Genomic DNA, 25,861 nt, shown 5'->3' on the forward strand with positions numbered 1-25,861 from the left:
CTCATCCGTGGGCGAGCGGCTGGCTGCCGATGCCGGTGCCGGCCGCGACGCTGACCGCGAAGACGGCGCGCTTGATGCGTGGTCCGGCTGAGGAGACCTCTATCATCAGCGGGTCGTCGCCCGGGCTGCCGGCGACGCATTTGAATTCGCCCTTCACCGGGTCGAGGATGTCGAGATATTCGCGCTTTGCGCGGATACACGGCGGGTCGTTCTCGTCGTCCTTGATGGGCTTGCTGCTGGCCACGATCAGCGCGCCGCCGAGCGGCTGGCCGAGGGCGCAGCGGGCGGGTTTGGAGACCTCGGCCTCTTCGCCCTTGTCGGACCAGCTATCGTACGAAAGGCTATGCCAGGAACAATGATGCGGCGCGATCAGGACGTCGTATTGAAGACGCTCGGGCCACTTCTTGTTGCGCTCCCAGATGCGGTCCCAGATCGCGACCTCGGCGTCGCCGCCCAGAAGAAGGCGACCACGTGTGACCTTGGAGACCTTCAGGTCCAGCCGCATGATGACGCTCGAATTGTTCTTCGTCAGAACTTCCTCGTCCTCCTCGTCCTGGGCGGGCATCGGTGCCAGCAGGCGCGCCTCGAAGGAGCTGTCGTGCACGCCACAGATCTTGGAGAAGACCTCGTCAATCTTCACCAAGATGTCGGCGAGGTCGTCGGTCTTGCCGTCGACATCCTCGCCGAGAACAAGGATGCGGTTGCCATCGGCGGCGATTCGGTCCTTCTTGAACTTGTTGGCGCGCCGGCGGGCCTCGTCGCGCCAAGCCTCGGCATCCGCGCACAAGACGTGATCTTCGTCCTTTGCTCTCGCTCGGCGAAACAGGATGGGCGAAGACCACATCTCGCGGATGATGATCTTGTCGTCGGCTTTCACCCAGGTGGACGGATCGCCCAGATGGAAGTGCTTGATCAGGCCCCTGATGTGGTCGGCGTCCGGATGGGTGTTGAGGAAGGCGTCGACGAACAGCCGGCCTTTTTCGTCTCGATCGAGCCTCTTCCGGAGCTGCTTGGCGACGTCAGGCGTATCGTCGTCCGTGTCGTCGGCAGCCTGGCGGATGTTTATGTCGCACAGGATGCGTTTCCCCGACTCGGTTTCGAACAGGATCATGTCGCCGTTGTCGACCTTGAAGAGAGTTGCTTTAGCCGCCACTGCCATCCTCCTGATGTCGGGGTGTGAATCAGTTTCATGGTGGAACTCTACCAGAGGAACAGATTAGAATTTTTCATTGAAATATTAACTTTCGTTAATGTTTGTATTAAGCACAATTATGTTTGCCTCGTTGACGGCCGACTCGAATTCCGATTCTCTCACGCACATGGCTGATTTGGAGATCTACCGCGTCGTCGGCGCCGCCATAGCGGCGCGGAGAAAGAAGTTGCGGCTGAAGCAAGCGGAAGTGGCGGACCAGATCGGCCTAACCAGAGCGTCCCTCGCGAACATCGAAAGTGGACGCCAGAAGATTATGCTTCATCAGATCTACAAACTGGCGACCGCGTTGAGGGTCGACTCGATCGTCGATCTAGTCCCAGCGAGCTACTCGTTCGAACAAGCGAGCGGCCCTCTGCGGATTGTGGGCAGTGAAGTCAGCGAAGAACAGAAAGCACAGATCGAGCAATACGTGCGACGAAAGGCCGGAGGCGGGAAATGAACGAGTCCGCGAAGGAACAAGCGCGAATGCTCGTCGACAAGCTCGGGCTGAAGGGTCCACCTGTTCCGGTGGAAAAGCTCGCGAAGGCTCTCGGTGTCAGGATCGAATACACTCCCTTCGATGACGAGCTGTCCGGCATGGCGTTTTTACGCGACGGCAAGCCCATTATAGGCGTCAACTCGAAGCATCATCCTAACAGGCAACGCTTCACGATCGCGCATGAATTGGGCCACATAGTACTTCACCGGTCTCACCTAGAAAACGCAGTCTTGATTGACAAGAGCAAGAACTTCATCGCCCGCGATCCGACATCCGCGCAAGGAATTGATCCCCTAGAAATTCAGGCCAACGCGTTCGCGTCCGAACTGCTCTTGCCGGCCAGATTGGTCCGCCAGGTACTTTCCGAATCGGCCGGCGATCTTCACGACGATGATTATCTCATCCGCCTCGCGCAGCGATTCAGAGTGAGCCTCACCGCCTTCCAAATCAGATTAGAGCAGATTTAGGCGGCAATCAGCGTGGCTTTCGTCTTCTACGATGTCGAGACCACCGGCCTGAACAAGCGCTTCGATCAAATTCTTCAATTCGCGGCCGTTAGAGCCGACGTCGATCTCGTTGAAACTGAGAGGTTCGAAACCAGATGCCGGCTGATGCCTCACATCGTTCCCTCCCCGAAAGCGCTACATCTGACGGGAACATCGCTCGCGGAAGCGTCCGACATGTCGCGTCAAACCCACTACAGTATGGTCTGCGAAATAGCTCGCGTTCTCGAAACATGGTCGCCTGCCATTTTCCTCGGCTTCAATTCGATATCCTTCGACGAGGAATTTCTCCGCCAAGCCTTTTATCAGTGCCTTCATCCGGTGTTTCTGACCAACACCAATCGTAACGCGCGCGCTGACGTTCTCAATCTTATGCGGGCTGCGGGCACTCTGCATCCGACAGTCATCCGTCCGGGCGTCGGCGCAGATGGCGCGGATGTCTACAAGCTCGGTCCGCTTGCCGCCGCGAATGGAATTAAGGCTGGTCGCGCTCACGACGCGGTCCACGACGTCGAGGCGATGCTTGAGTTGTGCCGGCTGGTTCGAAGTGGCGCACCCGAACTGTGGTCCACGTTCCTCCGTTTTTCGTCAAAGACGTCTGTCATCGATTTCGTCAGAGATGAGGACGCTTTCGCTTACTTCGATTTCTATGGGTCTCCGCGCGTCATGCATTTCCTGACCCGGGTGGGCATTAGCCCGCGCGACCGCAATGTTCACTATTGCCTCGATCTGGCCGGAGACATCGAAGCATTGAGAAATCTCGAAGAACAGGCTCTCGCGGAATGCTTGAAGGTCGAACCTCGGCCCATCCGGCGGCTTAAGGTCAACGGCTCCCCACTGCTTTATCCGTTATGGGACATCGAACGACCGCTATTCAGGGACACCTCCGAAGAGGAACTCATGCGGACGGCTTCGCTGGTCAGGGCCGATCCGGATTTCATGGAGCGGCTAACTAACGCCGCTGCAGCCTCCGAGATGGTCTACCCGGCCTCCGAGCACGTCGAATTGCAGATCTACGGTGCCGGCTTTTTCTCCGACGCCGATCGCGAACTATGCAGGCAGTTTCATTCGCGCAGTTGGGATGAGCGGCTCCGCCTGGTTGAGGGTTTCGAGGATCAGCGCCTGAGGCGCCTCGGTCGCAGGTTGATCTATTTTGAAGCCCCTCACCTGATCGTCGACGTAGACCGCCGCGCGATGGACGAAGATATTGCTGCTAGGCGCCGAGGTGATGGTCGGCACTCTTCGCCGCCATGGACGACGGTGCCCAGCGCGCTGGCGGAACTCGAATTGATTCGCGGCGAGATTTCGGAGGAATTCATCCAGAGCTTTGGCTCGATCACATAGCAATCGCGGCTGCCCCTTGCTACGAGATCGTGCAGCCGCTTGGTCGCGTCGACGCGCGGCACCGCGCGCTTATCACTTGTGGCGCATGCTCGACCAGCGCGCCTCCAAGACAGCATAGCGACATCATCCCCTCTTGCTCGGAAGGAAGAACATCTCAGGCCAGGAGACTGGCCTACGAAGCGTGGACGCATGGGAGGAAAGATTGGCGTCGAATGCCTGTTTAAGGCGTCCAAGCACCGACTCGGTATCCTCACTCACACCTCCGTCGGTTGGAGAGTTTCGGGGTGTGAGGGCGTTCAGTGCCTGCAATAGTTCCCAATCACGTAGAATTTCGATTCTCGTTTCTCGTTCCATTACGCCGAAGATCAGTCTATGGACGAGCGTGCCGGTCCCGGTAACCTCATCCTCAACTGTTATGATCAGCAATGGGCCACCGAGACCATCAACGTAGGCTAAGCGCGCTGAAACAGCTTGCGCGTCTTCGAGCGCAACATCGAAGAGATGGTGGCCGACTCCCAGTACCCGCGAAGCTGCGTTCGTGCCGCGAAGACTTCGGTCGAAGACGAGCCCTTCGTATTTATCCCGGAGCGCGTAGCTGCGCTCCTTCCAGCCATCAGGAGTCCTGATTTCTAGACCATCGTCGCGTCGGAAAATTCGGCGTCCGTGTCTGCTGACAGTTTGAGTGAAGAACCTTTCAAGATCAGCAAGATCAACCTGTGGCAGATCTTTGCCAACCTGTTGAAAGTCGAACCTCGACACATTGCCGAGAAGTTCACGCACCGTTTCAACCACATCACGCCCGCCAAGCGTAGCGGTGGCTCTATCAAACCACGCCCCCAAACGCTCGCCAGAAAGCCCTTCGCTCCCTGAAAACAGCTCATTGAAAAGCGAATTGCCAGCCATGCCTATGACCAACTGCGAGATGTCCTCTTGTTCCTCCATTACTGATGAGAGAGCGACCTGAATTCGTTCCAGCTTCGCGTTGAGAAGGTCCCAAATGCGAGCCTCGACAGTTTGTGGATTCCGCAAAATGTAGACTGAGACCGGCCGCGTCTGGCCGTAACGAGACAGACGCCCGACCCTCTGGTGAAGACGCATTGGATTCCAGGGCATATCCGCGTGGACCAGCACCGCGCAGCGTTCTTGAAGGTCGATACCTTCCCCGCCGGCTTCTGTCGACACGAGGAACCGCACCTTCCCCGAGTTGAAAGCGTCTGCTGCATGCTCACGAGGTTGGCTGATCGTCTTTGGCTCGCCCGAAGCCTGCTCAATCCCATCCAGCCGTTCGTCCCCATTGATAAACGTGGCAGAACCGAGTCCAAATCGCCGATGAAGTGCGTTCATTATAAGTGCTTGGGTGGCCTTGTATTCCGTAAAAAGCAGGATCGGCTCGTTCTGGCCGAACTCCTCGCCAATCATTCGAAGCAGGCGTTCGATCTTCGTCTCTTGGGCTATCGCGCCGGCGAGCGTGATAAGTTCGTCAAGACGCTGGATTTCGTCTTCCATCAACAGGACAGCGGCGGAGCCGGGGAGCGCCTCTTCGGCTTCGGCCAAATCATCGAGCGTCGCTTGATCGTCGTCGGGTAACGCGACAGAGGAAGGCTCGCTCGAGCGCCTGACGGCGTCCGCTAGCATCATCCGGCGCTTGCCGAGCGCATTCCGGATCGCTGCGATCGAGCTGGCGGCTAGCTTCTGGAGAGTGATGAGCACGAGCATTCGCGCCGTCTGTGCGCGACCGTCAAGCGTCCCGGCATATGCGCGACCGTCGATCACGAATTCGCTCAGCGTTCGGTAAAACTGGGCCTCTTGCTCACTATATGTGTACTCGCGACTATAGACATCGACCGGCTTGAAGAGCTGGTTGCCTTTAAGGTCGGTGACCGTCGCCTTGTTATTTCGGATCATGACCTTCGGAAGCTGAGAGAGTTGTTCCGTCGTGGTCCGTTCTGCATCGAAGAGATCGGGTCGCACGAGCTGCATCAGACCGAAGAAGCCGTAATCCTTTCCGCGATGGGGAGTTCCTGTGAAGAAGAGCAGAGAGTTGATCTTGCCGCGCTCCTGGAGGTCCGAGACAAGGCTGTATGCGAGTGTTTGGCCGGCTTTTTCATCGACACTCAGATGATGAGCTTCATCAACGATGACCAAGTCCCAGGGATCGGCGTCGAGGAGCCTTTGGCGTGCCCCACGACGATCGTCACGCAACGTGTGGAAGGATGCAACGACCATGGAAGCGGTCGCCCAGAAATCGCCGCGCTCGGTGTCAGCCTCCGTGACATAGCGTTGGAGCCGGATGTCGAACATGTCCTTGAGGCGGAACTGCCACTGAGGGACGAGCTTCGCCGGCGCAAGGATCATCACCCGGCGCACTCGCCCGGAGGCGATCAAGGGCAAGAGAACGAGACCACATTCGATTGTCTTGCCCAGCCCCACGTCGTCGGCGACCAGCCAGCGGAAGGGCCACTCCTGGGTTACTTTGCGGCAAACCCATAGTTGGTGAGGAAGCAACTGCACGCGCGAGCGTGAAAACACCCCCCATTGGTCGTTGACGGACCGGATGGTAAGGGCCTGCGCGCGGATCACCGCCTCGATGGGGTCGGCAGCCGAGCCCTCTCGCAGAGCTGACTGGAGCGAGGCAGTCTCGACAAGCTCGCCAGTGAGAACCTGCTCAACATTCCCACCGAATCGAACGATAACAGTAGCGCCCATATCCACCACCACGCGCCCATTTCCATGTCGCGGATGGTGAACGGAGGCGCCCGCTGCCAATGGTCTAGTGTTTGTCATCCGTTAGCTGCCTCGTCCTAAAGCGCGTCTTCGCTGTCCTGCCACTGCTCCAAAAAGACTGGTGGATCGCGATCGGTCGTTTCGAAGCACTGAACCAAAGCCGCCTTGTTTTCCTCTCGGGTGATCAATTGCAGCGGAAGATCGAAATCGCCATCAAAACGAGCACGACTACCACCGAGATGGCTCGTTACGAAGTCGTAGATCGTCCGGCTCGTTTCCTTGTCCGCCCGCTCACCGACGTCTGCGCCAAGCTCATTCAGCAGCGCGCGAACACGCTGGGATGAAGCCCAGCCATAGGGAGCCATACGGCTCTCATAGCGTGACTCGTACACCTCATGGCGTAACATCTCGCGGATCATCCAGTTCATGCCAATGCCGAGAGACCGGTTTATGGGCGCGGCATCGATGCAAAGACGCATTGCCGGTGTCCAGTAGCTCGGCTGCAAAGCACCATTTAGGGAAATGACGCCGTGCTCCTCAATGATTCTAGGCAGCTTGAGGGTAATTTCTCGGTATTCATCCAGCCATCTGGCGATCGCATACAGATCAACAAATGTACGTCGCCATGGAAGGTATCGTTGATCGAATTGTTCCGGCGCACTCCAGCGTTCAAGCCGATTAAGCCAGGATTGCACATCATTAGGTGGTCGCGAGTCTGCGAGTTCAAGCCACCAGCCTTCTCGATAGCCAGCCTCGATGAAGCTTCGGTGTTGTCCGTCCTGCGCGCGGCCGAATGATTGGAAGCAGGATAGGGCGAACATGGTGAACCACGTTGCCCGATCACTCGCTCCCCGAAGCTGCGACGGTGAGAATGTGCCGGGATACGTTCGCTGCGAATACAAGGTCCGAAGATCAGTTCCTTCAGAACTCCACCACGCATGGATCGCTGTCAATACCGTTTGGGGCGCTGGTGCCGGCGGCGGGGTGACCAGCATGGGTATAAACGCGTCACGACCCTGAAGGGCGTAAAGCAGATCGTCCTTCTCCTTTTCAGTCCAACCTGACAACAACTGACTGATCCGCAGCTGCGACGCGGGCCAGGGCAACCAACTGGGCCGACTGTGTCGAATCTCTTCACCCAAGTCCCGACCTTGGCGACCCTCGATGAGGTAGCGGAGCGCCGCCATCTGGCGGTTACGGTCTTCGGCCGGTACTTCCGCTACCCACGACGCAAGATCGCGCGCTTGAGGGCCGAAGCCCGATCTTTCGCGGGCGACTCGGAAGAACTGAAGGGCCGGGCCGGCATAACGTTTGTCGAGCAGATGCCTCGCGGGTGCGAATGCGCATAGTCTGTGCTCTTCGCTGTCAGCTGCCGAATCTGGATATGGAAGCTGCGCGACGCGCCAGGTTCCGTCCTGTGCGAGAAACAATGCATGCCTGGCGATGTCCAGGATCTCATGGAGTTCGTTGTCGAGCGGCGCTTCCCGAATTGATTGGGGCGTAACGGCGCGGCCAAGTGTTTGGGCCAACTCGGGGTTGATACGCTTTTCTTTGCCGATTTGGCGACGAAGGAGGCTCGAAAAGCGAAGCGGGCGGGCGTTTCCGAAGCCCAGCTTTCTTAGTTGCCCAGCCACCTCGGATGAAATGATCCGATTTTGCAATTCCGTCAGCGTAGGCCAGTCCCGCAGCTTCGCAAGCGCGGCGGGATCCGACAACGCGCCATCAGTGTAATGGTCCACTTCTGATGCCTGCACCAATGAATCGAACGGGGATTGCAAACGCGTCGGCACGACCTTGTGCCTCCTGGCGAGACACGCGTATCCATGCCCGTCCACATGCAAGTGTCGGGCGAGGTCGTCGTCGAAGTCCGGCGCAAGGACGTCGAATAACCGGGACCAGAAGATATTTCTCGCTGTTTGCTCGGAAGCATCAAGATCCAGACGTTTTGCGAACTGAGACCAGTCCGCGCCCACAAGATCTTGCAATTCCAAAAGGCGGTCTCCGAGCGTCCGCCCTAGCCCTCGGAACTTCTCCTGCCGCTCCGCAATCGAGCCGGCCAATCCCGTCCGTCCGGGGTCGACTGCGAAGGGACCATTGAGCAACCAGCCGGATCGCAGCTCCTCCTCAAGAGGGGCAAGATTCCAGAGGCGCCTCAGATCGCTGGAGAACGCGCTGGGACCTGCGGCGTCTATGCGGAGCAAGAGGCTATACCCGTTGGAAAGATCGACCCGCAGGGCTCGCTCCTTCTTCCGACCGGAAACGGAAACGAGGTAGATTCCGCTCTTATCCAGAAGCGGAGAGCAGACGCAATCGATGCTCTCCGGTACGTCAGCCTCGATCTCGACGCGGCGGATAGTACGCGCGAAGGCGGGCAGCCACGTCACGGTGGCCCTGAATGCCGCGATGGCTTCGGCACCTTTATCGGCAGTCGTCATCGAGAACGGAACGTCGATCACCGTAGCCTTTCGGCCGCTGGGGCTCTTTCGATTTTCTCCTGCATCAATACCTTCCGGCCAAGTCGCCGGCAGAAAGCCTCCAACTGTGCGTAATGCGATGAAGCCGCTCGCTATGCCTACGCTGTCCGACAACACATGGACGCTCTTGAAACCCAGGCCAAACTTACCGGTCAGATCGTCTCCGGGACGCTTCTCGGAGAAATTCATCAGCAGCATGTTGAGCAAGTCGCGGTCGTGACCGAGACGACGCCCCTCTTCGGCGTCGCATCCCATGTGGTTAATGGGACGACCCCAATGGACGACACGAAATCCACTTGAGCCGTTCGAAAACAGCTCGACACGGAAACAAACGTCAGTCGCAGCTCCACCGTACTGCCGGTAAGCGTCGTCCGCGTTCTGGAAAAGCTCGAAGAGAACCCGGCTAGCCGAGTATCCGAAATCCCCGATCTTGCTGCGAACGGCTGACAGAAGTTCAGCCGCCAATGCGCCATCAGATACCTTTCGCCAAAGCGCCGCCTTGAGCTCCTCAATCTTCTGTGCCGGAGCTGAAAGATGATGAAGGCGGCTTTCCTCAGCTTGATATTCGCGCAACGCTTGCTGTGAAAGATATTCGGTGGGGAGTTTCAGCTCGGCGAGTATAGTGGGCAATCGGTCGCGCAGCAGACGTTCGGTTTCCTCGATCGTCGATTGATCGACCTTAACCGCCTTGTCCAACATCTCTTGCAACGCCGTCCGTTGGCGTTCCATGCCGAGCCATAAGCAGTCCGCCGCGATCGTCTCGACGAACCGGCGGAAAATTGCGCTGGCTTCACGCTGACTATATCGACTCGGATCGACTTGTCTGATTGGCAGTGTGATCAATGACCGCACCTTGCCGTCAGCGGCGCGGATACCCTCGTGAGTCTTGTGCAGGTTCCCAATGAGAATTCCTTTGTCGGAACCGCTCAATGCCGCGTCGAACGAATCGCCCGACATTGCGATAGCCTGTACGCGCTCGCCCGAGACTGGCTCGATAAGGAAACGGCGTTGATCGACCTCAGCCGCGAGCGGATTCGGGTAGAGGATTTCTTTTGGAAAGTGGTTGTCGAGGTCAGCCCAAAGGGTATCGACATCGACTGTCGCGTCGATCGCCCACTCGTTCGCGAGGTGCCTAAACGGCTCACTGCGACCAATCAGCCCGAGATAGACGATAATCAGATCCGACGGCAGGCGCCCTTTCCAACTTTCGAGGAACAATCGCTGCTGATCCGCAGACCGGGCTTCCAATGCGACCAGATCGACGTCCCTGATCTGTCCTCGGTGACAGTCGGCTGTGAATGGATCAGGAGATTTGTTTTCGGCGTTGGGAGCGTCCGCGCGCTGCTGCTGACGCCTTCCCAGCATAGATGCGTAGTCTCGCGCCAAGACATGCCTCGGGTCGAGACCATCACCGTCCTGGACAACCTCACGGCCAATCCGCCAATTCCCGGCATCTGTGAGAACGCGCGTTCCACCGAACACTTCGCGGCGCGCATCTTCCGGCCACCCTGCGACGACACCGAATCCGTGGCGATAGGCCCTGCGCGCCGCTTCACTTCTTCGCCCCTTTTCCTCCGCCAGTGCTGCCAGACAGTCGAGATGGGCTCCCGCCGACTTTGCGTCGGAGGCGCTGAGTGCAGTGAAAGCCGCGACGATCTTCATGGCGTCGTCGCATCCATCTCCGAGTGACGTCAGAACCGCCGCCAGCAGAGGCCAGCCCGGCAATCCGACGTCACCGCTGGACTTGGCCAAGGTCGTGAAATCCTCGACCGGATAATCGTTTGTCCCTCCGAGGCGCCCGACGATCCTCGCTTCCTCAATCATCAACGCAAGCGCCGCGAAGGAGGAGTTCCGACCCGGCAAAACCCACTCCTCTAGATGAGCAAACCCGCGATGCTCGCGGACCTCGATCGCTAGTTTTTGGACAGGCAGGAATGGGGGTATCTCGCCGCTCTTTAGTAGCAGCGCTCGCGCTTCTTCGTCGACAGAGGGCGGAAGGGCGAGCACATCCTGCGGCCTGATCGGCTGTTCGTCCACAACAAGCCAAGGCTTGACGCGAAGTGCTTCGAGCAAGCATTCGTCCGGTTGAGACGCCAGCTTGGCGAGGGCGTCGAGTATCTCGGTACAAAAACGGCACGGATAAGGAGAAGAAAGTGCGACCTTGATCTGGCTTTGCGGCGACCATCTCTCAATAAGCCGCTCCTGCCGTTGGCGTGCCTGTCCGTTGTTGGAAGGCTGGATCGTAAGAACATGGGCCTTCAATGCTTCGGGAATCGGCCAATCGGCCTCACGAAACACATTCTCTGAGTTACCCGTCGTTCCGTCGGAACGAACATGGATCGGCAAGCGACGCAGCAATGGGTCGGACAGTTGGGTCAACAAAAACGCATCACGCTCGATGGGACTGAGCTGAATACGGGCGATCGCGTTGACATCTCGTTCGAGCAACGCCTCCATTCGCGGTGTATCGAGCCCCGTTATTCCGATATGTTGTCTCAGCCTGGACGTAAGCTCCTCAGCTATCTCGGCCGGGATCAGAAACGCACTCTCGCTTGCGTTCAGAATTGCCTCGACCGTTCTTTCTATTCCTTTCAGTGCTCCTTCGAGCGCATGGAGCGTAGCGCCGCCATGTCCAGCCGCCTCGACGCCCGTACACAGACGTCGAAGAGCGGCCCGATCATCGTTTTCCGTGGGCCGCAGTCGTTCAAGCAGCCTGCGTCTGGCGTCTTTTGTCCCGAAGCGCGACGCCTCGTTCACCAGCTTTAGGATCGACTCGTTCCCTGTGCTGTGAAGTTCAATGATAGAACCAGGAGAATCTCGGAGAAACTCCGCCGTCTTTCCGTCCACGATCAGAGGGGCTGCGTCTGGCACGGCTTCCGCCAGCAATGGCAGCAGCGAGTTAGCTTGAGGCGAGCTTCCAAATAGACGTCCCACTCGGGACTGGGCGACGAGCATCTGGAGCGACAGCGCGATGGGCTCTTGGCTACGAATGTCCCGCGCACGGATAACCTCGATCGATGCCAATTCGAGGTCACCTGCCAACTCGGAGATACTCCGTCCACCCTGAGTGAGTAGCGCTAACGCGGCCGTCGCTGCCTGATCTGCGTGGTCGCCGCCGATCAATGGTTCGAGCGCGTTGAGCAGCGACTTTAGATCCGCGTTGGACAACTGCGGAGGACGTCGAGTTTCGTCGAGCCATTCGCGGCGAACTGGCAAGATATTGGTCGGCACGGAGGCCAGTGCGCGCAGGACTTGCCGGTTCTCGACAGATGCTGGTAGCGGAAATAGCATACCAAGCGGCACTCGGCTTAGAATCGACTTGACGAGTTCGGACGAGGCGAACGCCTGAGTTTCTGTAATCGCCTTGCGTAGAGTCGCGAGTAGGTGCGGTCCGACGGCCAAACGCTCGGCGTCATCAAGCACTGCCACGTCAAGGAAGTCGACCAGAAACCGCGCTAGATCGCGTGATTGAAACGCGCGAGGCGACAACCCAGCGAACACTGAATCCAAGTCCTTGGCGGTCCAACGTATGGGCTCCGCGCTCAGCGCGGCGCTTTCGCCGGCGACAAGGCGCGTACCGCTCGCCTCGGCCCATGAACCGATGGCGCCGAACAATTCCTCCATCCGCCGAGGCGCATCCACCACTGAAGCCGGCAGCGGACGCAGAGCATCTGCCGATGGAACGATACGCCAGACGATGCCGCTCGGCGTTTCGAACACACGCGCCAGCGCGCTTTCCCGGCAAATGGCTCTCCGATTGCTTCGAAACCACTTGTCTCGTGCGATCGCCGACACGAGTCGCGCGAGTTCCGTCGATGTCACCATCGCGCAATCAAGCGTGTCCCTTAGCAGAGCCGGCAGGAGTGGCAACACGACGGAATCGCGAAGCTCAGCATTCCATGCACGACGCAACGATGAAGCGTCCGTAGGTTTGCCTTGCTCAGCCGGGGCATCCAAGCCCTCGATCTGACGTCGGCCGCTATCAAGGAAAAAGTACCCATGCAGCAGGAGGTGAAACCGATCGCCAGCGCTTCCATCGACCGGGATAACGATGTCGGATGCGTCCGAGATCGGCAGGAAGACCGCCCAGGAAACACGCAGTTGCGCGTTCTCGGTCCGGTCAGTCGCACCGACAGGAACGCGCATCAGCGTCGCCGCGCCGTGCGGTTCTCCCTTTTCCGGCAGGGGTTCAGATCTGAGCACAGTGATCGTTTGCGGCCAGTGCTGTGTGCGCTTCAAGCTTGCGAGACGGCCATCAGGGATCATGGCCTCGCGGCCGACAAATGGCGCAGTTGATCCATCTGCTGTGGCCCCGACCGTGCCGCCAAAGAGGCGAACACCATCGCTTAAACGGTTCGGTCCAAGGAAGCGGCCCCGAGTATCATCAAGTTCGACCGCGCAGCGAAGCTCACCGCGCTCTCGAATCTCGATCGATTTCAGATGGCGAAGCGCGGTTAGTACAGTGCGCAGATCGTCGGGTCTGTTGAGCTCCCTGATCGTCGCCGCCATCGACGGAATGTTGCCGGAGAAGCTAACTCCTGGAGCTGGTTGAATACCTTCCCGGCGCAAGGGCAGCCAGAGAACGAGGTGACGGTCCGGGAAATCGGAAGCGACCTCGCGCCTGAGGAGATCCAGGTCGGCTGGATCGAGACCCCCGCTAGGCGGCTCCCATCCCCGGCTGATATTGCCGGCGACTTCGACTTCCAGGAACGGATTTACCACCGTGCTAAATGGTCTGTCGCTTCCCCTTTGAGCGTAGACAACGAAGGCGTCGCAGAGATGAAAAACCGCCTTTTGACCGAAGCCGAACTTGCCGATCGCCGCGCTGTCAGCGGCCTTGCTGCTCTCGCCGAATGATATGATTCCGCTCTCGTCTTCCCTGCGAAAGAAGCCATCGTTCGCCACCAGAAGTCCCGGTCCGCGGAGAAGCGGATTGGTAGCGGTCGACCACCCCGGCAGCCCATCCAGTCTGAAGTGTCGGGCTTCCGCATCGTCAGCATTCTGAAGTAATTCCTTGAGGATCGGATAACCGGAATCGTACCGATCCTGCAGATTGCTCTTGATCTGATTGACGATCGAGATCGGGGAGATACGAAAATCAGGCATAGGCTTCGCGCCTGCGGGAGGCTTCGCCTACTGCAATGAAACGTTCGTGCTTTCGCTCACCACTTGGCTCCGGGCGATCGTAGCACTTGTTATTGGGCTCGAGGTCGACCAAGAAAACACTTCCAGCCCGCTTGGTACGCCCAGTGATCGTGCCTTGCCGACCAAGGCTGTCGCGCAACCGGTCTCTGGTCTCGGCGACTTCAGGATTCCAACCGGAATCCCTCGCTTGAGCGACTACTTCAGCCATTCCCTGCCCAAACTTCTAGTTGTCAAGTAGGTCTTACGACAGCGCAATAAACCTTTCAAGAAATAGCGCCCCATGGCGCCTGTCATGCGCCGTTCCGTGGGCCATCCGCACAGCGCTGCGTGACTTTTCACACTCCGGCCGACATAGGAAGACGGACAACCAAGGGTATCGCGATTACCCTAGCCAGCGGCAGACTACCATTCCATGAAATGTTGGCCTCGGAAATCGTCAACCGCCCTGTGAGCCTGGTGAAAGAAACCGGTACAGTTCAGCAGGTAGCCGAGGCGCGAGCCCTCGAAACCGAGCTTTCGCCATTCGATCTCGGTCGCCGAACACCCCAAGCTTTGCGCTGAAATATCGGCCAGTAGCGCTCGGCAAATTTACGGTCGAATCCGCAGCTTCGAGCATTCGATTCTTACTACCCTTCGGACACCTGCGCAGCGGGTTTGGCGACCGCCGTGATTCTATTCCGGATCAAGGCCCGAAATCCAGTTGCGGCTCCGCACCATTTCCGACCTGCAAGGAAGACAGTGACACCCCCAAAAGCCGAACCGCCTTCGGAAAAGGCATGTTGTCCTGCAGCAGACCGATTGCCAGTTCAGCGAGACTAGCTCGGTTGGCGACACCCGAAGAGGCGGACCGGCTGCGCGTGATGATCTCGAAGTCGGCAAACTTCACTTTGAGCGTCACCGTTCGCCCACGCGTGCCGACCGATTCGCAATGTCGCCAGACCTTGTCGACCAACGGTTCAAGCTCGGCGATCATGGCCTCGGCTTCGGTAAGGTCGGTCGAGAACGTGTTCTCCGCGCCCACGGACCTCCGGATGCGGTTGGCTCGAACAGGCCTTTCATCAACGCCGCGCGAAATCCAATAGTAGTAGGCGCCCGACTTGCCAAAATTCGCGTTCATGAAGTCCAGCGTCTGGTTGCGAATGTCGCGACCCGTGAAGATGCCCAAGGCGTTCATCTTCGCGCTCGTCGCCGGCCCGATCCCGTGGAACTTGCCGACAGGCAGCGTCTCGACGAAGGCAGGCCCCATCTCCGGCGAGATGACGAACTGACCATTGGGCTTGCGGTGATCGGACGCGAGTTTCGCCAGAAATTTGTTGTAGGAGATGCCGGCCGAGGCGTTGAGGCCAGTCTCCGCCTTGATCTTCTCGCGGATGCGCAACGCGATGTCCCTGGCGAGCGGGATGCCTTGAAGGTTTTCGGTGACGTCCAGATAGGCCTCGTCGAGCGACAGAGGTTCGATGATCGTCGTGTGCCCGGCGAAGATCTCGCGGATTTGCCGGCTGATCGCCTTGTAGACCTCGAAGCGCGGCTTGACGAAGATCAGGTCGGGACATTGTCGCTTTGCCGTCACCGACGGCATTGCAGATCGAACTCCGAATTTGCGGGCTTCGTAGCTCGCAGCCGCGACGACCCTACGCTCCGCTGAGCCGCCCACCGCGACCGGCTTTCCGCGCAGGTCCGGATTGTCGCGCTGTTCCACCGACGCATAGAACGCATCCATGTCGATATGGATGATCTTGCGGTGGGGCGCGTTCGAGTCGCCTTGCTCCGAATCGGACCGGACCATCACTAGATTATAGACGTTCGCAGTCCAGCCGTCGCAGGTTAGACCAGTCGTTGGGCGGACACTCGGGGCAGGTATCCCCTATCGAATCCAAGAGCTCTGTGATCGCATCTGTGGCTTCGTCGGGAGAAACGCCTGCCGGCGGATCCCTACGAGCGATCTCATAGGCGCGATCGCGGGCGTGCGGGTCGGCGCGATCCTGCATCCAGCCGTGCTCCTCGCATTCGCGGATAGCGCCGATTTCCTGCAGCACGGAGATCGCCCAGCCGCGCAGCGTCCGGATCGCCGGTCGTCTCTCCTTGGTCATCAACATCGAGATCGCTCCCGCCGGGACGAATCCTTATGCCGCCCGGTTCGTTCCCGGCGGTTAGCACAGAGCAGAGATTCGAAATCGCTGGAGCCGCCGCTTGTCCACGTGTTCCGCCGGCCTGTGCACAGCCGCAAATTCCAATCGGGCAGCAGCTTGCCGCCAAATGGCCCCGCTCACGCGGCCAGCGCCGGGTCTTCCTTCTCGCCCGTGGCGACGATCCGCAGTGCGCCGTCCGGGAGGGGGCGCTGCAGCGACTTCGCCTCGTCCCAAGGGGCGCGGAGCCAGACCTCGTACTCTTCGGTCGTCGTCAGGATTGCTGGCATCGCCTTGGGATGGACGCGCTTGACGTCCGCGTTCGGCTCACAGGTGAGGAATCCGAAGATGTCGGTGGTGATCTCGCCTTCCTTCGCCTTGCGCACACTGGTCCAATTGGTCCACAGCCCGGCAAATGCGATCAGAGGTCGGGTCTCGTCCAGCGCGAACCAGACCGGCACTTTCTTGCCATCGATCGTGTCGTACTCGGAAAACGACGTGAACGGCACCAGGCAGCGATGCTCCGGTCCGAGCCATCGCTTCCAGTGAGCGCTGCTGACATTCCTGATGTTCGTCGTGCCGCCGTCCGGCTCCATCCGGAGCAATTCCTTGAAATCGACGGTCTTGCCCTTGGCTTGCAGCTTCTCCGCGCGCTTCTTTGTCGCGTCCATCAGGGCCCGTTGCGAGCTCGGCATGCCCCAGCGTGCCATGACGATCTCGCGTGCCTCGGCACCGTTGCGCACGATCGGTGCGGGGTAGTCTGGAAAAATCCCTGGCATCGATGGCAGGTTGCCGACATTGCTGTTCAGCGCGCCGAACAGGCGGCGGATCGCGTCGACGTTTTTTGTCATCGAGTAGAGATTGCACACGATCAAGTCTCCGGATCGACCAGGCGGGGCCGCGACATCAGTTGCGACAGCGTGGCGGACGGCCGACGGCCGGCCTTAGCACATTTGCTGCAGCGTAGCCGGCTGGCCAAGTCGTGGACAAATGTGGTCGGCGGATGACGCAGCGCCGCCAGATCGACGTCCCGTTTCGTCTTGCAGCGCGGGCATTCGATCTCGAGCGAGGCGAAGCCCCCGTTGATGGCTTGGTCGACCATCGGTGATGGGTCAATGGGCCCGCCATCCGCCCACATGCGCTCGTTCCAGGATTCGCAGAGCAATTTGTCGGCCTGACGGATGAGAGCTTCGCCTTTGGCCCGGGCTTCGGCGGCCTGTGCTGCGAGGATCGTCGTCATCGCGCGTGCCCGGCCGAGCTCTTTGGTGAGCGCTTTGCGGTCTCCTCCGGAGAGGGGCGTCGGGTGATGTTTCGGTGCCATGACAGCATCCAGTTCGAGACGCGTCGGCGACTACTCGAACGCAGGCCAACAGCCGTCTTCCTCATGGCGCCCGGTCCGCTGGGTGCAGGTATTGTCCAATAGCCGCTGGCCGACATCCTTCCAGAGCGCGTCCGGACCATAGAAGCGGGCAGCGTCTACCTTCTGGATCTCGACCACCCTGGCGCAGCGGCGGCAGCCCACCCTCAGAATATGTTGAGGAATTTGGCTCAGCCGCAGCGTCCCTCCGGAGGGGCTCGCCGGCTTGGTATCGGCGCGGGGGTCAGCCAGAAGGGCCTCCCAGTATGCCGGCGGCAGATCATCGTCCGGAGCCAATCCGGGCTTCGACGGCACGCTTTTGCGGACGAGAGCTGCCATCTTTTCCATTTGCTTGGGGGTCGGCATGCGCCAGCTCGCGGGTCGATCGGTCATGTCCAATTAGAACATAACATGAACAAAGGAGTCGAGTCCCCGACCGAAAAATTGGGCGTTAATGGCGAGGCAGTCGTTGTCGGAACCATGGTCTGCGGTTCGTCTTGAATCCAGGCCGTCTCGAACCGGAGTTCTGCGTACATGGCCCCCCGTGCCAACTGGAAAGGCTTCCTGCGTTTGTCGCTCGTGACGTGCCCCGTGGCGCTCTATCCGGCCACCTCCGAGTCAGAGAAGATCAGCTTCAACCAGCTCAACCGGCAGACGGGCCATCGCATCAAGTACATGAAGGTCGACGCCGACACCGGCGACGAGGTGCCGAACGAGGACATCGTCAAGGGATACGAGTTGGACAAGGGGCAGTACATCGAAGTCACGAAGGAGGAACTCGAGGAGATCGCGCTGGAGTCGACGCGCACGATCGAGATCGACGAGTTCGTCGACAAGGTCGAAATCGATCCTCGCTACCTGATCCGACCGTACTACCTGCGCCCCGATGGCAAGGTCGGCCACGACGCCTTCGCGGTGATTCGCGAGACGATCCGCGAGATGGACAAGGTCGCAATCGGCCGGGTGGTGCTGACCAACCGCGAGCACATCATCGCGCTCGAACCGCTCGACAAGGGTCTTGTCGGCACGCTGCTCCGCTACCCCTACGAAGTGCGCGGCGAACAGGAGTATTTCGACGAGATCCAGAACGTGAAAGTCACCAAGGACATGCTCGACCTGGCGAAGCACATCGTGAATCAAAAGGCCGGCCGCTTCGATCCCGAGAAATTCGAGGACCACTACGAATCCGCGCTGATCGAGCTGATCAACAAGAAGCGTGCCGGCAAGCCGATCGTGCCGAAGGAGCGGCCCGCCGCGACCAACGTTGTCGACCTGATGGAGGCGCTGCGGCGGAGTGTCGGCCGGGAAGCCGCGCCGGCGAAGACCGCCAAACCAGCCAAGAAACCGCGCAAGGCGTCGAGCGGCCAGAAAGAGATGCTGATGCCCATTGAAGGCAAGAAGCCCAAGGAGGCGGCGGCGAAGAAGCCGACGGCCAGACCGCAGCGGAAATCAGCCTGAGGTCGGAATAGGAGGACCGCATGGATGTGAAAGAAGCTTCTGCGATGACCGAAGCCTCTGGCCTGGTCGACGACCCGGACGCTATCGGCGCACCGCAGCCGAGCGGCCGGGCCGAGATCCGAGGGTCGCTGCGCCAGCCTTCAAACGAGGCGGCGCTGCGCTGGGCCGAGCGGCTGCGCAAGGTGACGATGCAGGCCCCACTGTCCTCGCTCTTCGTCGCGTTCCTACTCGGCACCTGGGTCGCACGCAGGCGCTAGGACAAAGCCGCCGAGCGGCCGACAACCATGGCAAGGAAGCTCAAGACATTTCAGACGTCACTGGGCTTCTACGATCTCGCGATCGCGGCACCGTCTATGAAGGCTGCGCTCGAGGCCTGGGGCGCTGGCAGCAATCTCTTCCACCAGGGTGTCGCCAAAGAGACAGACGACCCCGACGTGGTCGCCGCAACGATGTCGAAGCCAGGCGTGGTCCTCAAGCGCCCGGCCGGATCGAACGGCCGCTTCGCCGAACACTCCGATCTCCCGTCCGACCTGGGATCCGGCGAGAATCGAGGTCGCCGCGCAAGACATCGGCCGAAGCTGGCGAAGCGAGCTGCTCCTAAGATCAGCGAGCGAGAAGCCCGAAAGGCCGCGGCCGACTTCGAGAAGGAGCAGAAACGCCGCGAAGCCGAGCGCCGGCGGGAAGAGGCCGCGCGAGAAAGGGATCGCGAGCGGCGAGAGAAGGCGACGGCCAAAGCGCAAGCTGCGCTGGACAAGGCCCAGCGCGACCACGCGGAGAGGGCCGCCGCGATCCAAGCGCAGGTCGAGGCTCTCGAGAAGCGCTCACGCGCCGAGGATGCGCGGTGGGAAGAGGAGAGAGAGCGGCTGCAAGCTGCGCTGCAGCGTGCGCGCGACTAGGCCGAACGCGAAACGCTCCACCCCTGCGGCAAGATGGAGAACCGACACCTAACGCGTCTTTCCGCTCCGCTTTATATCACCCCTCACCCCTCACCCCTCTGCCTGCCTGCTCTGTCTGCTCTGTCTGCTCTGTCTGCTCTGTCTGCTCTGTCTGCTCTGTCTGCTCTGTCTGCCTACCCCTTCCCCCTTCCACCCTTCCAACACCGAACCTCAGTGAGCACTTCCCCTCCACTTGCGCAAAGAACCATCCACACAGGTGATGAGCATGGATAATAGACGCAACAGCAGAGAAATGAGCTCTGCTCTGGCACGGCTTCGCAGCGAACGTGTCCGACATGAACAAACATCGGAATATCAAATCAAGGTTGGCCCATATAATTTCTATCCGGGCAAAGGGACGATCTTCATGGATGGCGATCGAGAGGCCCGCCCCGAGCGCGGCCTCGACGAGTTCGTCGCACTATTGCGCAAGCTGGAGGCTCGCGACCCTCATCTCACGCAGCCAAGCGTAAGTCGTGAACCAAATCTGCAGAACGGAACCAACGGGTTTGATCTTAGGCAGGCAATCAGCGATCCGGAAGAGGCTGATCGCTTGTTTCGTTCTATTCCGAAAAGCGGGCGCTGAATCAAATGCCAAGTTAGCTTCCAGGGAAAGCTTCGTTGAGGTGAGCGTGAAGGGATAGCCGCCATGTTCATGCTGGTCGATGTCCAAGCGCCTAGTTGTCCTCCACGACATTCAGATGATCTTGGACAATCTCGCCAAGCCATGACCACTCGGGCTCGACGGTTGAACGTATCAATGCCCGAATGCGCGGTGTGGTCCCGCGAATATCAAGATCCCGAATGAGCGAGGCGAGATGGACCTTGTCCTCAATCGCCTCAAGCTCCTCGATCGTCGGAGGCAGTAGAAAGCAAGGGTAGGTGACCGGATCGATCCCATAGCGCCAGGTCGGATATCGGCGGGCAAAAAGGTCGGCCGCATGCCCCTCGCTACACAATTTCTCGATAGCTTCGTCCGGAATCAGGTGACCAAAAGGTTCGTCAGCGAGAGCCGCCCGCACCGAAGCGGGGTCACTCATATCCACGTTCGGCACGTAAGGCCCGATCACCAACCCGGGGGCTCGACGAGCGGCCGCGGCCGCCTCCTCGGACCAACGGCCGGCGAAGGGCCGCTCGACAAAAGGTTGGCTGACCACACGGCTCCCTCCCCGCTTTCCGCGCGTTGTCGAATTCATCTCAGCACTCCATGAACAGGCCTATTCCGCCACTTGGGCTGACCTGGCCAGCCGTTCACCCAATTCGGTTCCGCCCCCGCAATTGCCAACAATTGATCGCTCCAACAGGAATCGAAGTGCTAAATCAACATTTCTAAATCAACAAACGCGAGAGTGGCTAAATTGGAGCGGTTCCGGTCGCCCTCTCCACGTCATTAGTCGACCTAGTTCCGGTTAGGTCTTCATAGCCCTTGAGGAAACTGGCCCTCCACGGCACGCCGACCTTCACGGAAGCCCAAAAGCCGAGCGCCCGTTCGATCGCTTCATCGAGCTCGAGACCCCGAGCTTGGCACCTCCCTGTCCAATCCCGTAAAATGCGCTCCCAGCTTTCGGGCGATAGAAGACCCAACGCCGGGCTCACGCTCGTCGCCACCGGCAGACCGCCCGTCACGTGGCGAATGCGGCATTCGACGAGAAATGCCTGCATTGCCCTCACCCGCATGGGACCGTGCGTCCCAATACTCCCAAACAGCGACATTGCTTCGTCTGGGCGACCACTCAGCACGGCTCGCCAACACGCCAGCATCGTCGGGCCCCAGCCAAACTCCGGCTCGCGGACAAGATTTTGGACCGTGACATCCCCGTGGCGCTCGACGCGAGCGAGAATAGCCAACGAACCGCCAAATGACCCATTGCCCCCAACCGCGACTGCCCGCAAGGCCGCCTCGTCGAACGCCACCGACCGCCGCTCGCATATCAGCGACAAACGACCGACCAAATCCTCCACCGATATCGGCCCAACCCGATACACACTGCACCGCGATCGCAATGCGGCCGAAAAACGCGCCTCATCATTCACAAGGAACACATAGAGGCTCGACGAGACTTCCTGCTCCAGAGTCTTCAAGACGATGTCGGCGGTCATCCCCGTGAGCTCTTCGGAGTTATTGAACACGACGACCCGCACCGAAGCAGTATTCAAGCCTCCGTCGCGCTCAATTAGCGTATGCAAGGCCTCAACTTGCGCTTCCTCCAGCGCGCTTACATCATCATCTTCATCATCTTTATCATCTTCTCCATGACAGCCGCCCATGTCCTTTTCTACATAGGCCAGACTTGATTTCTTTATTGCCGTGCACTCGAGGCAGTGACCGCACGGTGCTCCATCAACGCGAGTATCAAGCTCCTGCTCGCAAAGCAGCGCCTGCGCGTAAATTCTCGCCAATGTTCTCTTTCCGACGCCCGGCGAGCCAATCAGAGCGATGGGCTGATGCGAACTTGTTCCGCGCTCTCTTTTCAGATTGGACAGGAGGGGCTCGAGCCACCGTTCATAGCCCAAGATGTCCCGGAATGAGCGCGGCCTCTCCTGCTCAAGATAAATGTCGAGCGACTGTCTCATTGAATGCGAATCCAATTGCGCCATCTAAGGCTGTCAAGTCAACGAACTAGCCGTTTCGCTGCCCCTTGCCGAGCTGACTAGGCCATGAAACCAATCGAGGCCGTTCCCCGTCATTGCCTCCAGTCGCGAGCGCAGCGCGCGCTGCACCTCGGCCCGCGCACTGTCTAGACGCCCTGGATCCTTTACGGGGGTGATCTCGGTCAAGGGTGCGATCGCCTGCCAGCCAGTCTGTGAATCGAACCAAGACGTCGCTTCCGAAACTCGACCATAGCACTGACACACAGAATCCATCGCAACGAAGGTGTCTCCCTTTAAGAAGCTTTCCTCATTTGTCAGAAGCAACGCTGCCCAGACGCAGTGCAGGGGGTCTTCAGGCCGGCGATAGCGCTTGTCACGACTTTCCAGGGTTGTGGTTGTTGCCCGATAAAGCCTCACCAAGATTTCATTGGGCTCAAGCATCCGGTCATGACGCAGACCGTCAACAACCTGCATCAGCCCAGAGAACGACACTGCATCTCGATTATCCAAGAACCGCCTCAGCGTCTCAGGCAGGATCCAGCGCTTCCTGCGCTTCGTCTCGGCCTCCTCATTTGGACGGAACTCGCCGCACTCCATTTCGCCCAAGACAATCAAATCAATCTGAAGCGATAGTTCGAATGGTGTGCACGTCTTTTGTTCGACGAACTTCCTCAATCGGGTCAAGAAGCGCCGATCATCGGAGAGATGGGTTAGGTTACCAAGTCGGCTCTGCGGAAAGTAACTGCGGGCGACCACAAGGTAATTGTCCGGCGTGACCGTCGGCTCCTCGATCAGGCCGACGGCTTGAACAGCGCCACGCCAAGCATCAGTCCCGACAATTTCGTGGGTTTCCGGGACAAGCAAGCAAAGCGACTGCATGGCAGCATCTCTTGCAATCAAATCTAGGGCAACTTTGACATCATCCAGCTGGGGATGCTTCAGCGTCTTATCGCCGAGATCGTGCACGGCAAGCGTCTCCCCGAACAATGAAGGCTCGGCAACCGTCAACCGCAAGCTGGGCAAGACTACGGCCTCCGACAATTCCGCTGACGCATCACTTTTATCGAAGTCAGGCCGTCCATCGCCGCCAGGCCTGTCCGGTTCTCTCGCTTGCGTTTCCGGAAGGAGCGGGCGCGACTTCACAACGCGTTGAGGACAGGTCGAGATATCCCTCAGCTCGCGCCCCTCGAACTCGGCGTGCCGGATTACTTTGGCGCGCACCGCGGGGCGCAACAGCGCCGAATTGTCGCGATAAAGATAAAGGTAGTGTCTCTGGGTGAGCTCGGGCAGCTGCACGAACTCAATGTCAGTCATCGTAACCGGTGTACTCAAGGGCGGCTCCAAATCGCCCACGGTCGCACTGGAGCGCTTGCCGCCCAGCGTTTGCGCAGCTCCTCCAGCTCATAGTTCTGCACTTCTCCCGAGCGGGCCGAGCCATCCAGGGGATACCGCGCCTTCATGTCCGCAAGGGCAGCTTGCCAAAGCAGCTTCTGCTCTTTGCGATACCTGAACTCCTCTAGTTCCCAGCCGTCGTACAAGCGGTCCCATTGTTCGTCATCAAACGCGGAGACGAGATCCATCCCGCATTCCAGCTCAGCTTTCCGCCTGGCAGCGTCTCCCAGAGACTCAGAAGAGTCCTGCCGCGTTCGCTTCACGATGTCCCCGGCCACACGGCGGAACGCCGGCTCGATGTCTAGCTTCCTGAAAATCGGATCGGCCGGATTGAAGCCGCCGCAGAGCCATCGAACACAGCTCCAATGCCCATCGAGCCTGTCGCCCTCAGGCAACATTACAAGCGTAATCGCGTCATCCTCCTTGCCCGCGACGCGATCACCTCTGTGCCATTTCTTCAACCACCGATTAGCCGCCTCTGCATCCGGAACATGCGCGATTACCCGGCCACAGGATCCCTCCTTCTCGTCTCGCTCCTGGACAAATATGCGAAGACCGGAGCCACCCCAATTTTCGAGCTGTCCTTTCAGAGCTTGGCTGAACCTGCCGAAATGCCTGGACGCCTCTGCCTGCTCTTCGTGTCCAAACAGACGGTGTCGAATTGTAATCCTGGCATTAAATGGCGGATGGCCTTGCTGAACCAGGAATGACGCCGCAGCGAAAATTTCGCGAACATGACCCCGACTCAAACAAGCTGGATCTTTCGGCGCATCCTCATCGCCCCGCTTGCGAAGACCGCGCGGGGTCCCGGCTGCCGAGTCCGCTTCCGCCACAGGCTCGGGTGTGAGGCGCGCGACCTCGATCGATGGAACGACGATCTCGCCGTGATTTGCCACCTCCTGAAAACGCATCAGGATTGCCAAGAGCGCCTCATCGCTCAAGCCGCTGGTAACCACAGGCCAGACATTCAACAAGCCCCCAAAAAACGCCTTGAGATCTATGCTGGGCAACCGTTTCGTGAACGCTTCAGTTACGCGGCGGCGTTCCTCCTCTCTGATGGATTCGATGACCGGCTCGACCGAGACGTCCAATCCACAGAGATCGACGTAGTACAATCCCACAAGGAACAGCTGGATCAGACGGGCCTTGTTGCGGACGTTATCCGGCCACCGCAGGAACTTGGTCATCTGGAGCCTCAAGTCGCCGGAGCCAAGAGCCTCGAAATACTGAATGAGGTGTTCGATGTAGTCGACACCGAAAACCTGAGCGACCCGATCCCGAGTAATTTCAGTCTTGTCGTTGATCAGACTCATATTGTCGAGAGCCTGAAGCATGTTCCTCGGTTGGTGTTCGCCCAAGCCTGCCAAGAGCGAAAGCGCTTCGTTATGGAAGGTCAAACCCTCTTCGTTTGAGGTACGGGCGAGAAGACCAACACTCTGCTCATGAGTCAAAGGACGAAGCTCCAGATTGATGGTCCGGGAGCGCAACGCCTTGGAAATCCTTTCCACCGCGGTGGTTGCAAAACAGAAGGAGACGCCGGGCGGCGGCTCCTCGACCCTTTTCAACAGAAACTCGAAGCTATCCGGGTACTTCGACAGGACGTGAGCTTCGTCCAGAAAGATCACCGAGCGTTTGCCGTCTTTCGCGGCTTCCAGCACGCGATCGATCTCATTCTGCAGCGTTCTTCGCGTCCTAAACTTGGGCGTATCCAGTTCGTAGAACCCGGTATCATCCCCGGCATTCAAGGCTTTGCATCGATCGCAATCGAAACAACGGTCGCCTGAATTCGTCGGGCGTTCGCAGTTTAGCGCCCCAGCGTAAATCCGAACGAGCGTGGTTTTACCGGATCCCACGCTGCCGTGCAGAAGCAAGTTTGCACAGCTCTGCCCGTTTAGAACGAGCTGGGATATGATCCGCTTGGGATATTCCTGGCCAACAACTTTTTCGAACGTTTGCGGACGATATTTCAAGGCAAGACGTTTCACGTGCGTTCCCGGCTTCATTGCTGCTCATGTGGATGCGCCATTTTGCGAGGCACTGCCGATCAAAGAGACGTTCTCGATGGAGCACGCGGCGGCCAGTTATTGGCCGCCGCGTGCTGGTTTATGGCTGGAGTGTTG

At 59.2% G+C, this 25,861-nt stretch carries 19 protein-coding genes and 1 pseudogene; 7 read left to right on the forward strand and 13 right to left on the reverse strand.

Annotation, left to right across the window (positions count from 1 at the left end; translation table 11 throughout):
• Nucleotide 1: 1 nt before the first annotated feature.
• Nucleotides 2-1,159, reverse strand: a complete 1,158-nt coding sequence (locus ACQR1F_RS13420; RefSeq protein ID WP_434913211.1) for a metallohydrolase — start codon at nucleotides 1,157-1,159, stop codon at nucleotides 2-4.
• 160 nt (nucleotides 1,160-1,319) lie between these two features.
• On the opposite strand from ACQR1F_RS13420, the gene ACQR1F_RS13425 reads away from it, so the two are divergent.
• Genes ACQR1F_RS13425 through ACQR1F_RS13435 form a run of 3 tightly spaced genes read left to right on the forward strand, consistent with a single transcriptional unit; the run spans nucleotide 1,320 to nucleotide 3,538 of the window.
• Nucleotides 1,320-1,652: a helix-turn-helix domain-containing protein gene (locus ACQR1F_RS13425; protein WP_434913212.1), complete on the forward strand. Its 333-nt coding sequence runs from the start codon at nucleotides 1,320-1,322 to the stop codon at nucleotides 1,650-1,652.
• The gene (locus ACQR1F_RS13430) at nucleotides 1,649-2,158 is read left to right on the forward strand and encodes an ImmA/IrrE family metallo-endopeptidase (protein WP_434913214.1); all 510 of its coding nucleotides are present in this window, start codon (nucleotides 1,649-1,651) and stop codon (nucleotides 2,156-2,158) included. Before ACQR1F_RS13425 ends, ACQR1F_RS13430 begins: the two co-directional genes overlap by 4 nt.
• 12 nt (nucleotides 2,159-2,170) lie before the next feature.
• Nucleotides 2,171-3,538 carry an exonuclease domain-containing protein gene (locus ACQR1F_RS13435; protein WP_434913216.1) on the forward strand — a complete coding sequence of 456 codons (1,368 nt, stop codon included), beginning with the start codon at nucleotides 2,171-2,173 and terminating at the stop codon, nucleotides 3,536-3,538.
• A 123-nt stretch (nucleotides 3,539-3,661) separates the two neighbouring features.
• Here ACQR1F_RS13435 and ACQR1F_RS13440 read toward each other — a convergent pair whose 3' ends face one another.
• The 8 genes and pseudogenes from ACQR1F_RS13440 to ACQR1F_RS13475 all read right to left on the reverse strand — a co-directional run bounded on the left by ACQR1F_RS13440 (nucleotide 3,662) and on the right by ACQR1F_RS13475 (nucleotide 17,757).
• Nucleotides 3,662-6,256 carry a DEAD/DEAH box helicase gene (locus ACQR1F_RS13440; RefSeq protein WP_434913217.1) on the reverse strand — a complete coding sequence of 865 codons (2,595 nt, stop codon included), beginning with the start codon at nucleotides 6,254-6,256 and terminating at the stop codon, nucleotides 3,662-3,664.
• 83 nt (nucleotides 6,257-6,339) lie between these two features.
• The gene (locus ACQR1F_RS13445; protein WP_434913219.1) at nucleotides 6,340-13,842 is read right to left on the reverse strand and encodes a sacsin N-terminal ATP-binding-like domain-containing protein; all 7,503 of its coding nucleotides are present in this window, start codon (nucleotides 13,840-13,842) and stop codon (nucleotides 6,340-6,342) included.
• A gap of 471 nt (nucleotides 13,843-14,313) precedes the next feature.
• Nucleotides 14,314-14,495, reverse strand: a pseudogene (locus ACQR1F_RS13450) (3'-5' exonuclease); the annotation flags it as partial.
• 68 nt (nucleotides 14,496-14,563) lie between these two features.
• Entirely contained in the window at nucleotides 14,564-15,667 is a 1,104-nt protein-coding gene (dinB, locus tag ACQR1F_RS13455; RefSeq protein ID WP_434913221.1) for a DNA polymerase IV, read from the reverse strand.
• Nucleotides 15,668-15,674: 7 nt separating this feature from the next.
• Nucleotides 15,675-15,977 carry a hypothetical protein gene (locus tag ACQR1F_RS13460; RefSeq protein WP_434913223.1) on the reverse strand — a complete coding sequence of 101 codons (303 nt, stop codon included), beginning with the start codon at nucleotides 15,975-15,977 and terminating at the stop codon, nucleotides 15,675-15,677.
• A 170-nt stretch (nucleotides 15,978-16,147) separates the two neighbouring features.
• A complete protein-coding gene (locus tag ACQR1F_RS13465; protein ID WP_434913225.1) occupies nucleotides 16,148-16,876 on the reverse strand; it encodes an SOS response-associated peptidase in 729 nt (242 codons plus the stop codon).
• 2 nt (nucleotides 16,877-16,878) lie between these two features.
• Complete coding sequence (locus ACQR1F_RS13470; protein ID WP_434913226.1) at nucleotides 16,879-17,328, reverse strand: hypothetical protein; 450 nt, start codon at nucleotides 17,326-17,328, stop codon at nucleotides 16,879-16,881.
• 30 nt (nucleotides 17,329-17,358) lie between these two features.
• Nucleotides 17,359-17,757, reverse strand: a complete 399-nt coding sequence (locus ACQR1F_RS13475) for a hypothetical protein (protein ID WP_434913228.1) — start codon at nucleotides 17,755-17,757, stop codon at nucleotides 17,359-17,361.
• A 141-nt stretch (nucleotides 17,758-17,898) separates the two neighbouring features.
• On the opposite strand from ACQR1F_RS13475, the gene ACQR1F_RS13480 reads away from it, so the two are divergent.
• The 4 genes from ACQR1F_RS13480 (at nucleotide 17,899) to ACQR1F_RS13495 (ending at nucleotide 20,343) form a co-directional block, all read left to right on the forward strand.
• Nucleotides 17,899-18,822, forward strand: coding sequence for a Ku protein (locus ACQR1F_RS13480; protein WP_434913230.1), 924 nt, complete (start codon nucleotides 17,899-17,901; stop codon nucleotides 18,820-18,822).
• Between the two features lie 20 nt (nucleotides 18,823-18,842).
• Entirely contained in the window at nucleotides 18,843-19,079 is a 237-nt protein-coding gene (locus tag ACQR1F_RS13485) for a hypothetical protein (RefSeq protein WP_434913232.1), read from the forward strand.
• Nucleotides 19,080-19,106: 27 nt separating this feature from the next.
• On the forward strand, nucleotides 19,107-19,718 hold the full coding sequence (locus ACQR1F_RS13490; protein ID WP_434913233.1) for a cell envelope biogenesis protein TolA: 612 nt from the start codon (nucleotides 19,107-19,109) through the stop codon (nucleotides 19,716-19,718).
• Nucleotides 19,719-19,983: 265 nt separating this feature from the next.
• Nucleotides 19,984-20,343, forward strand: a complete 360-nt coding sequence (locus ACQR1F_RS13495) for a hypothetical protein (RefSeq protein WP_434913235.1) — start codon at nucleotides 19,984-19,986, stop codon at nucleotides 20,341-20,343.
• Nucleotides 20,344-20,434: 91 nt separating this feature from the next.
• Here ACQR1F_RS13495 and ACQR1F_RS13500 read toward each other — a convergent pair whose 3' ends face one another.
• From ACQR1F_RS13500 to ACQR1F_RS13515, 4 genes are all read right to left on the reverse strand, one after another.
• A complete protein-coding gene (locus ACQR1F_RS13500; RefSeq protein WP_434913237.1) occupies nucleotides 20,435-20,953 on the reverse strand; it encodes a hypothetical protein in 519 nt (172 codons plus the stop codon).
• Between the two features lie 157 nt (nucleotides 20,954-21,110).
• The gene (locus tag ACQR1F_RS13505; protein ID WP_434913238.1) at nucleotides 21,111-22,331 is read right to left on the reverse strand and encodes a hypothetical protein; all 1,221 of its coding nucleotides are present in this window, start codon (nucleotides 22,329-22,331) and stop codon (nucleotides 21,111-21,113) included.
• Between the two features lie 33 nt (nucleotides 22,332-22,364).
• Nucleotides 22,365-23,681, reverse strand: coding sequence for a hypothetical protein (locus ACQR1F_RS13510; protein ID WP_434913240.1), 1,317 nt, complete (start codon nucleotides 23,679-23,681; stop codon nucleotides 22,365-22,367).
• Entirely contained in the window at nucleotides 23,678-25,726 is a 2,049-nt protein-coding gene (locus ACQR1F_RS13515) for an AAA family ATPase (protein WP_434913241.1), read from the reverse strand. Before ACQR1F_RS13515 ends, ACQR1F_RS13510 begins: the two co-directional genes overlap by 4 nt.
• Nucleotides 25,727-25,861 lie beyond the last annotated feature (135 nt).

Origin of the sequence: Bradyrhizobium sp. HKCCYLS3013 (assembly GCF_051167615.1) — a bacterium.
Classification (GTDB): Bacteria; Pseudomonadota; Alphaproteobacteria; order Rhizobiales; family Xanthobacteraceae; genus Bradyrhizobium.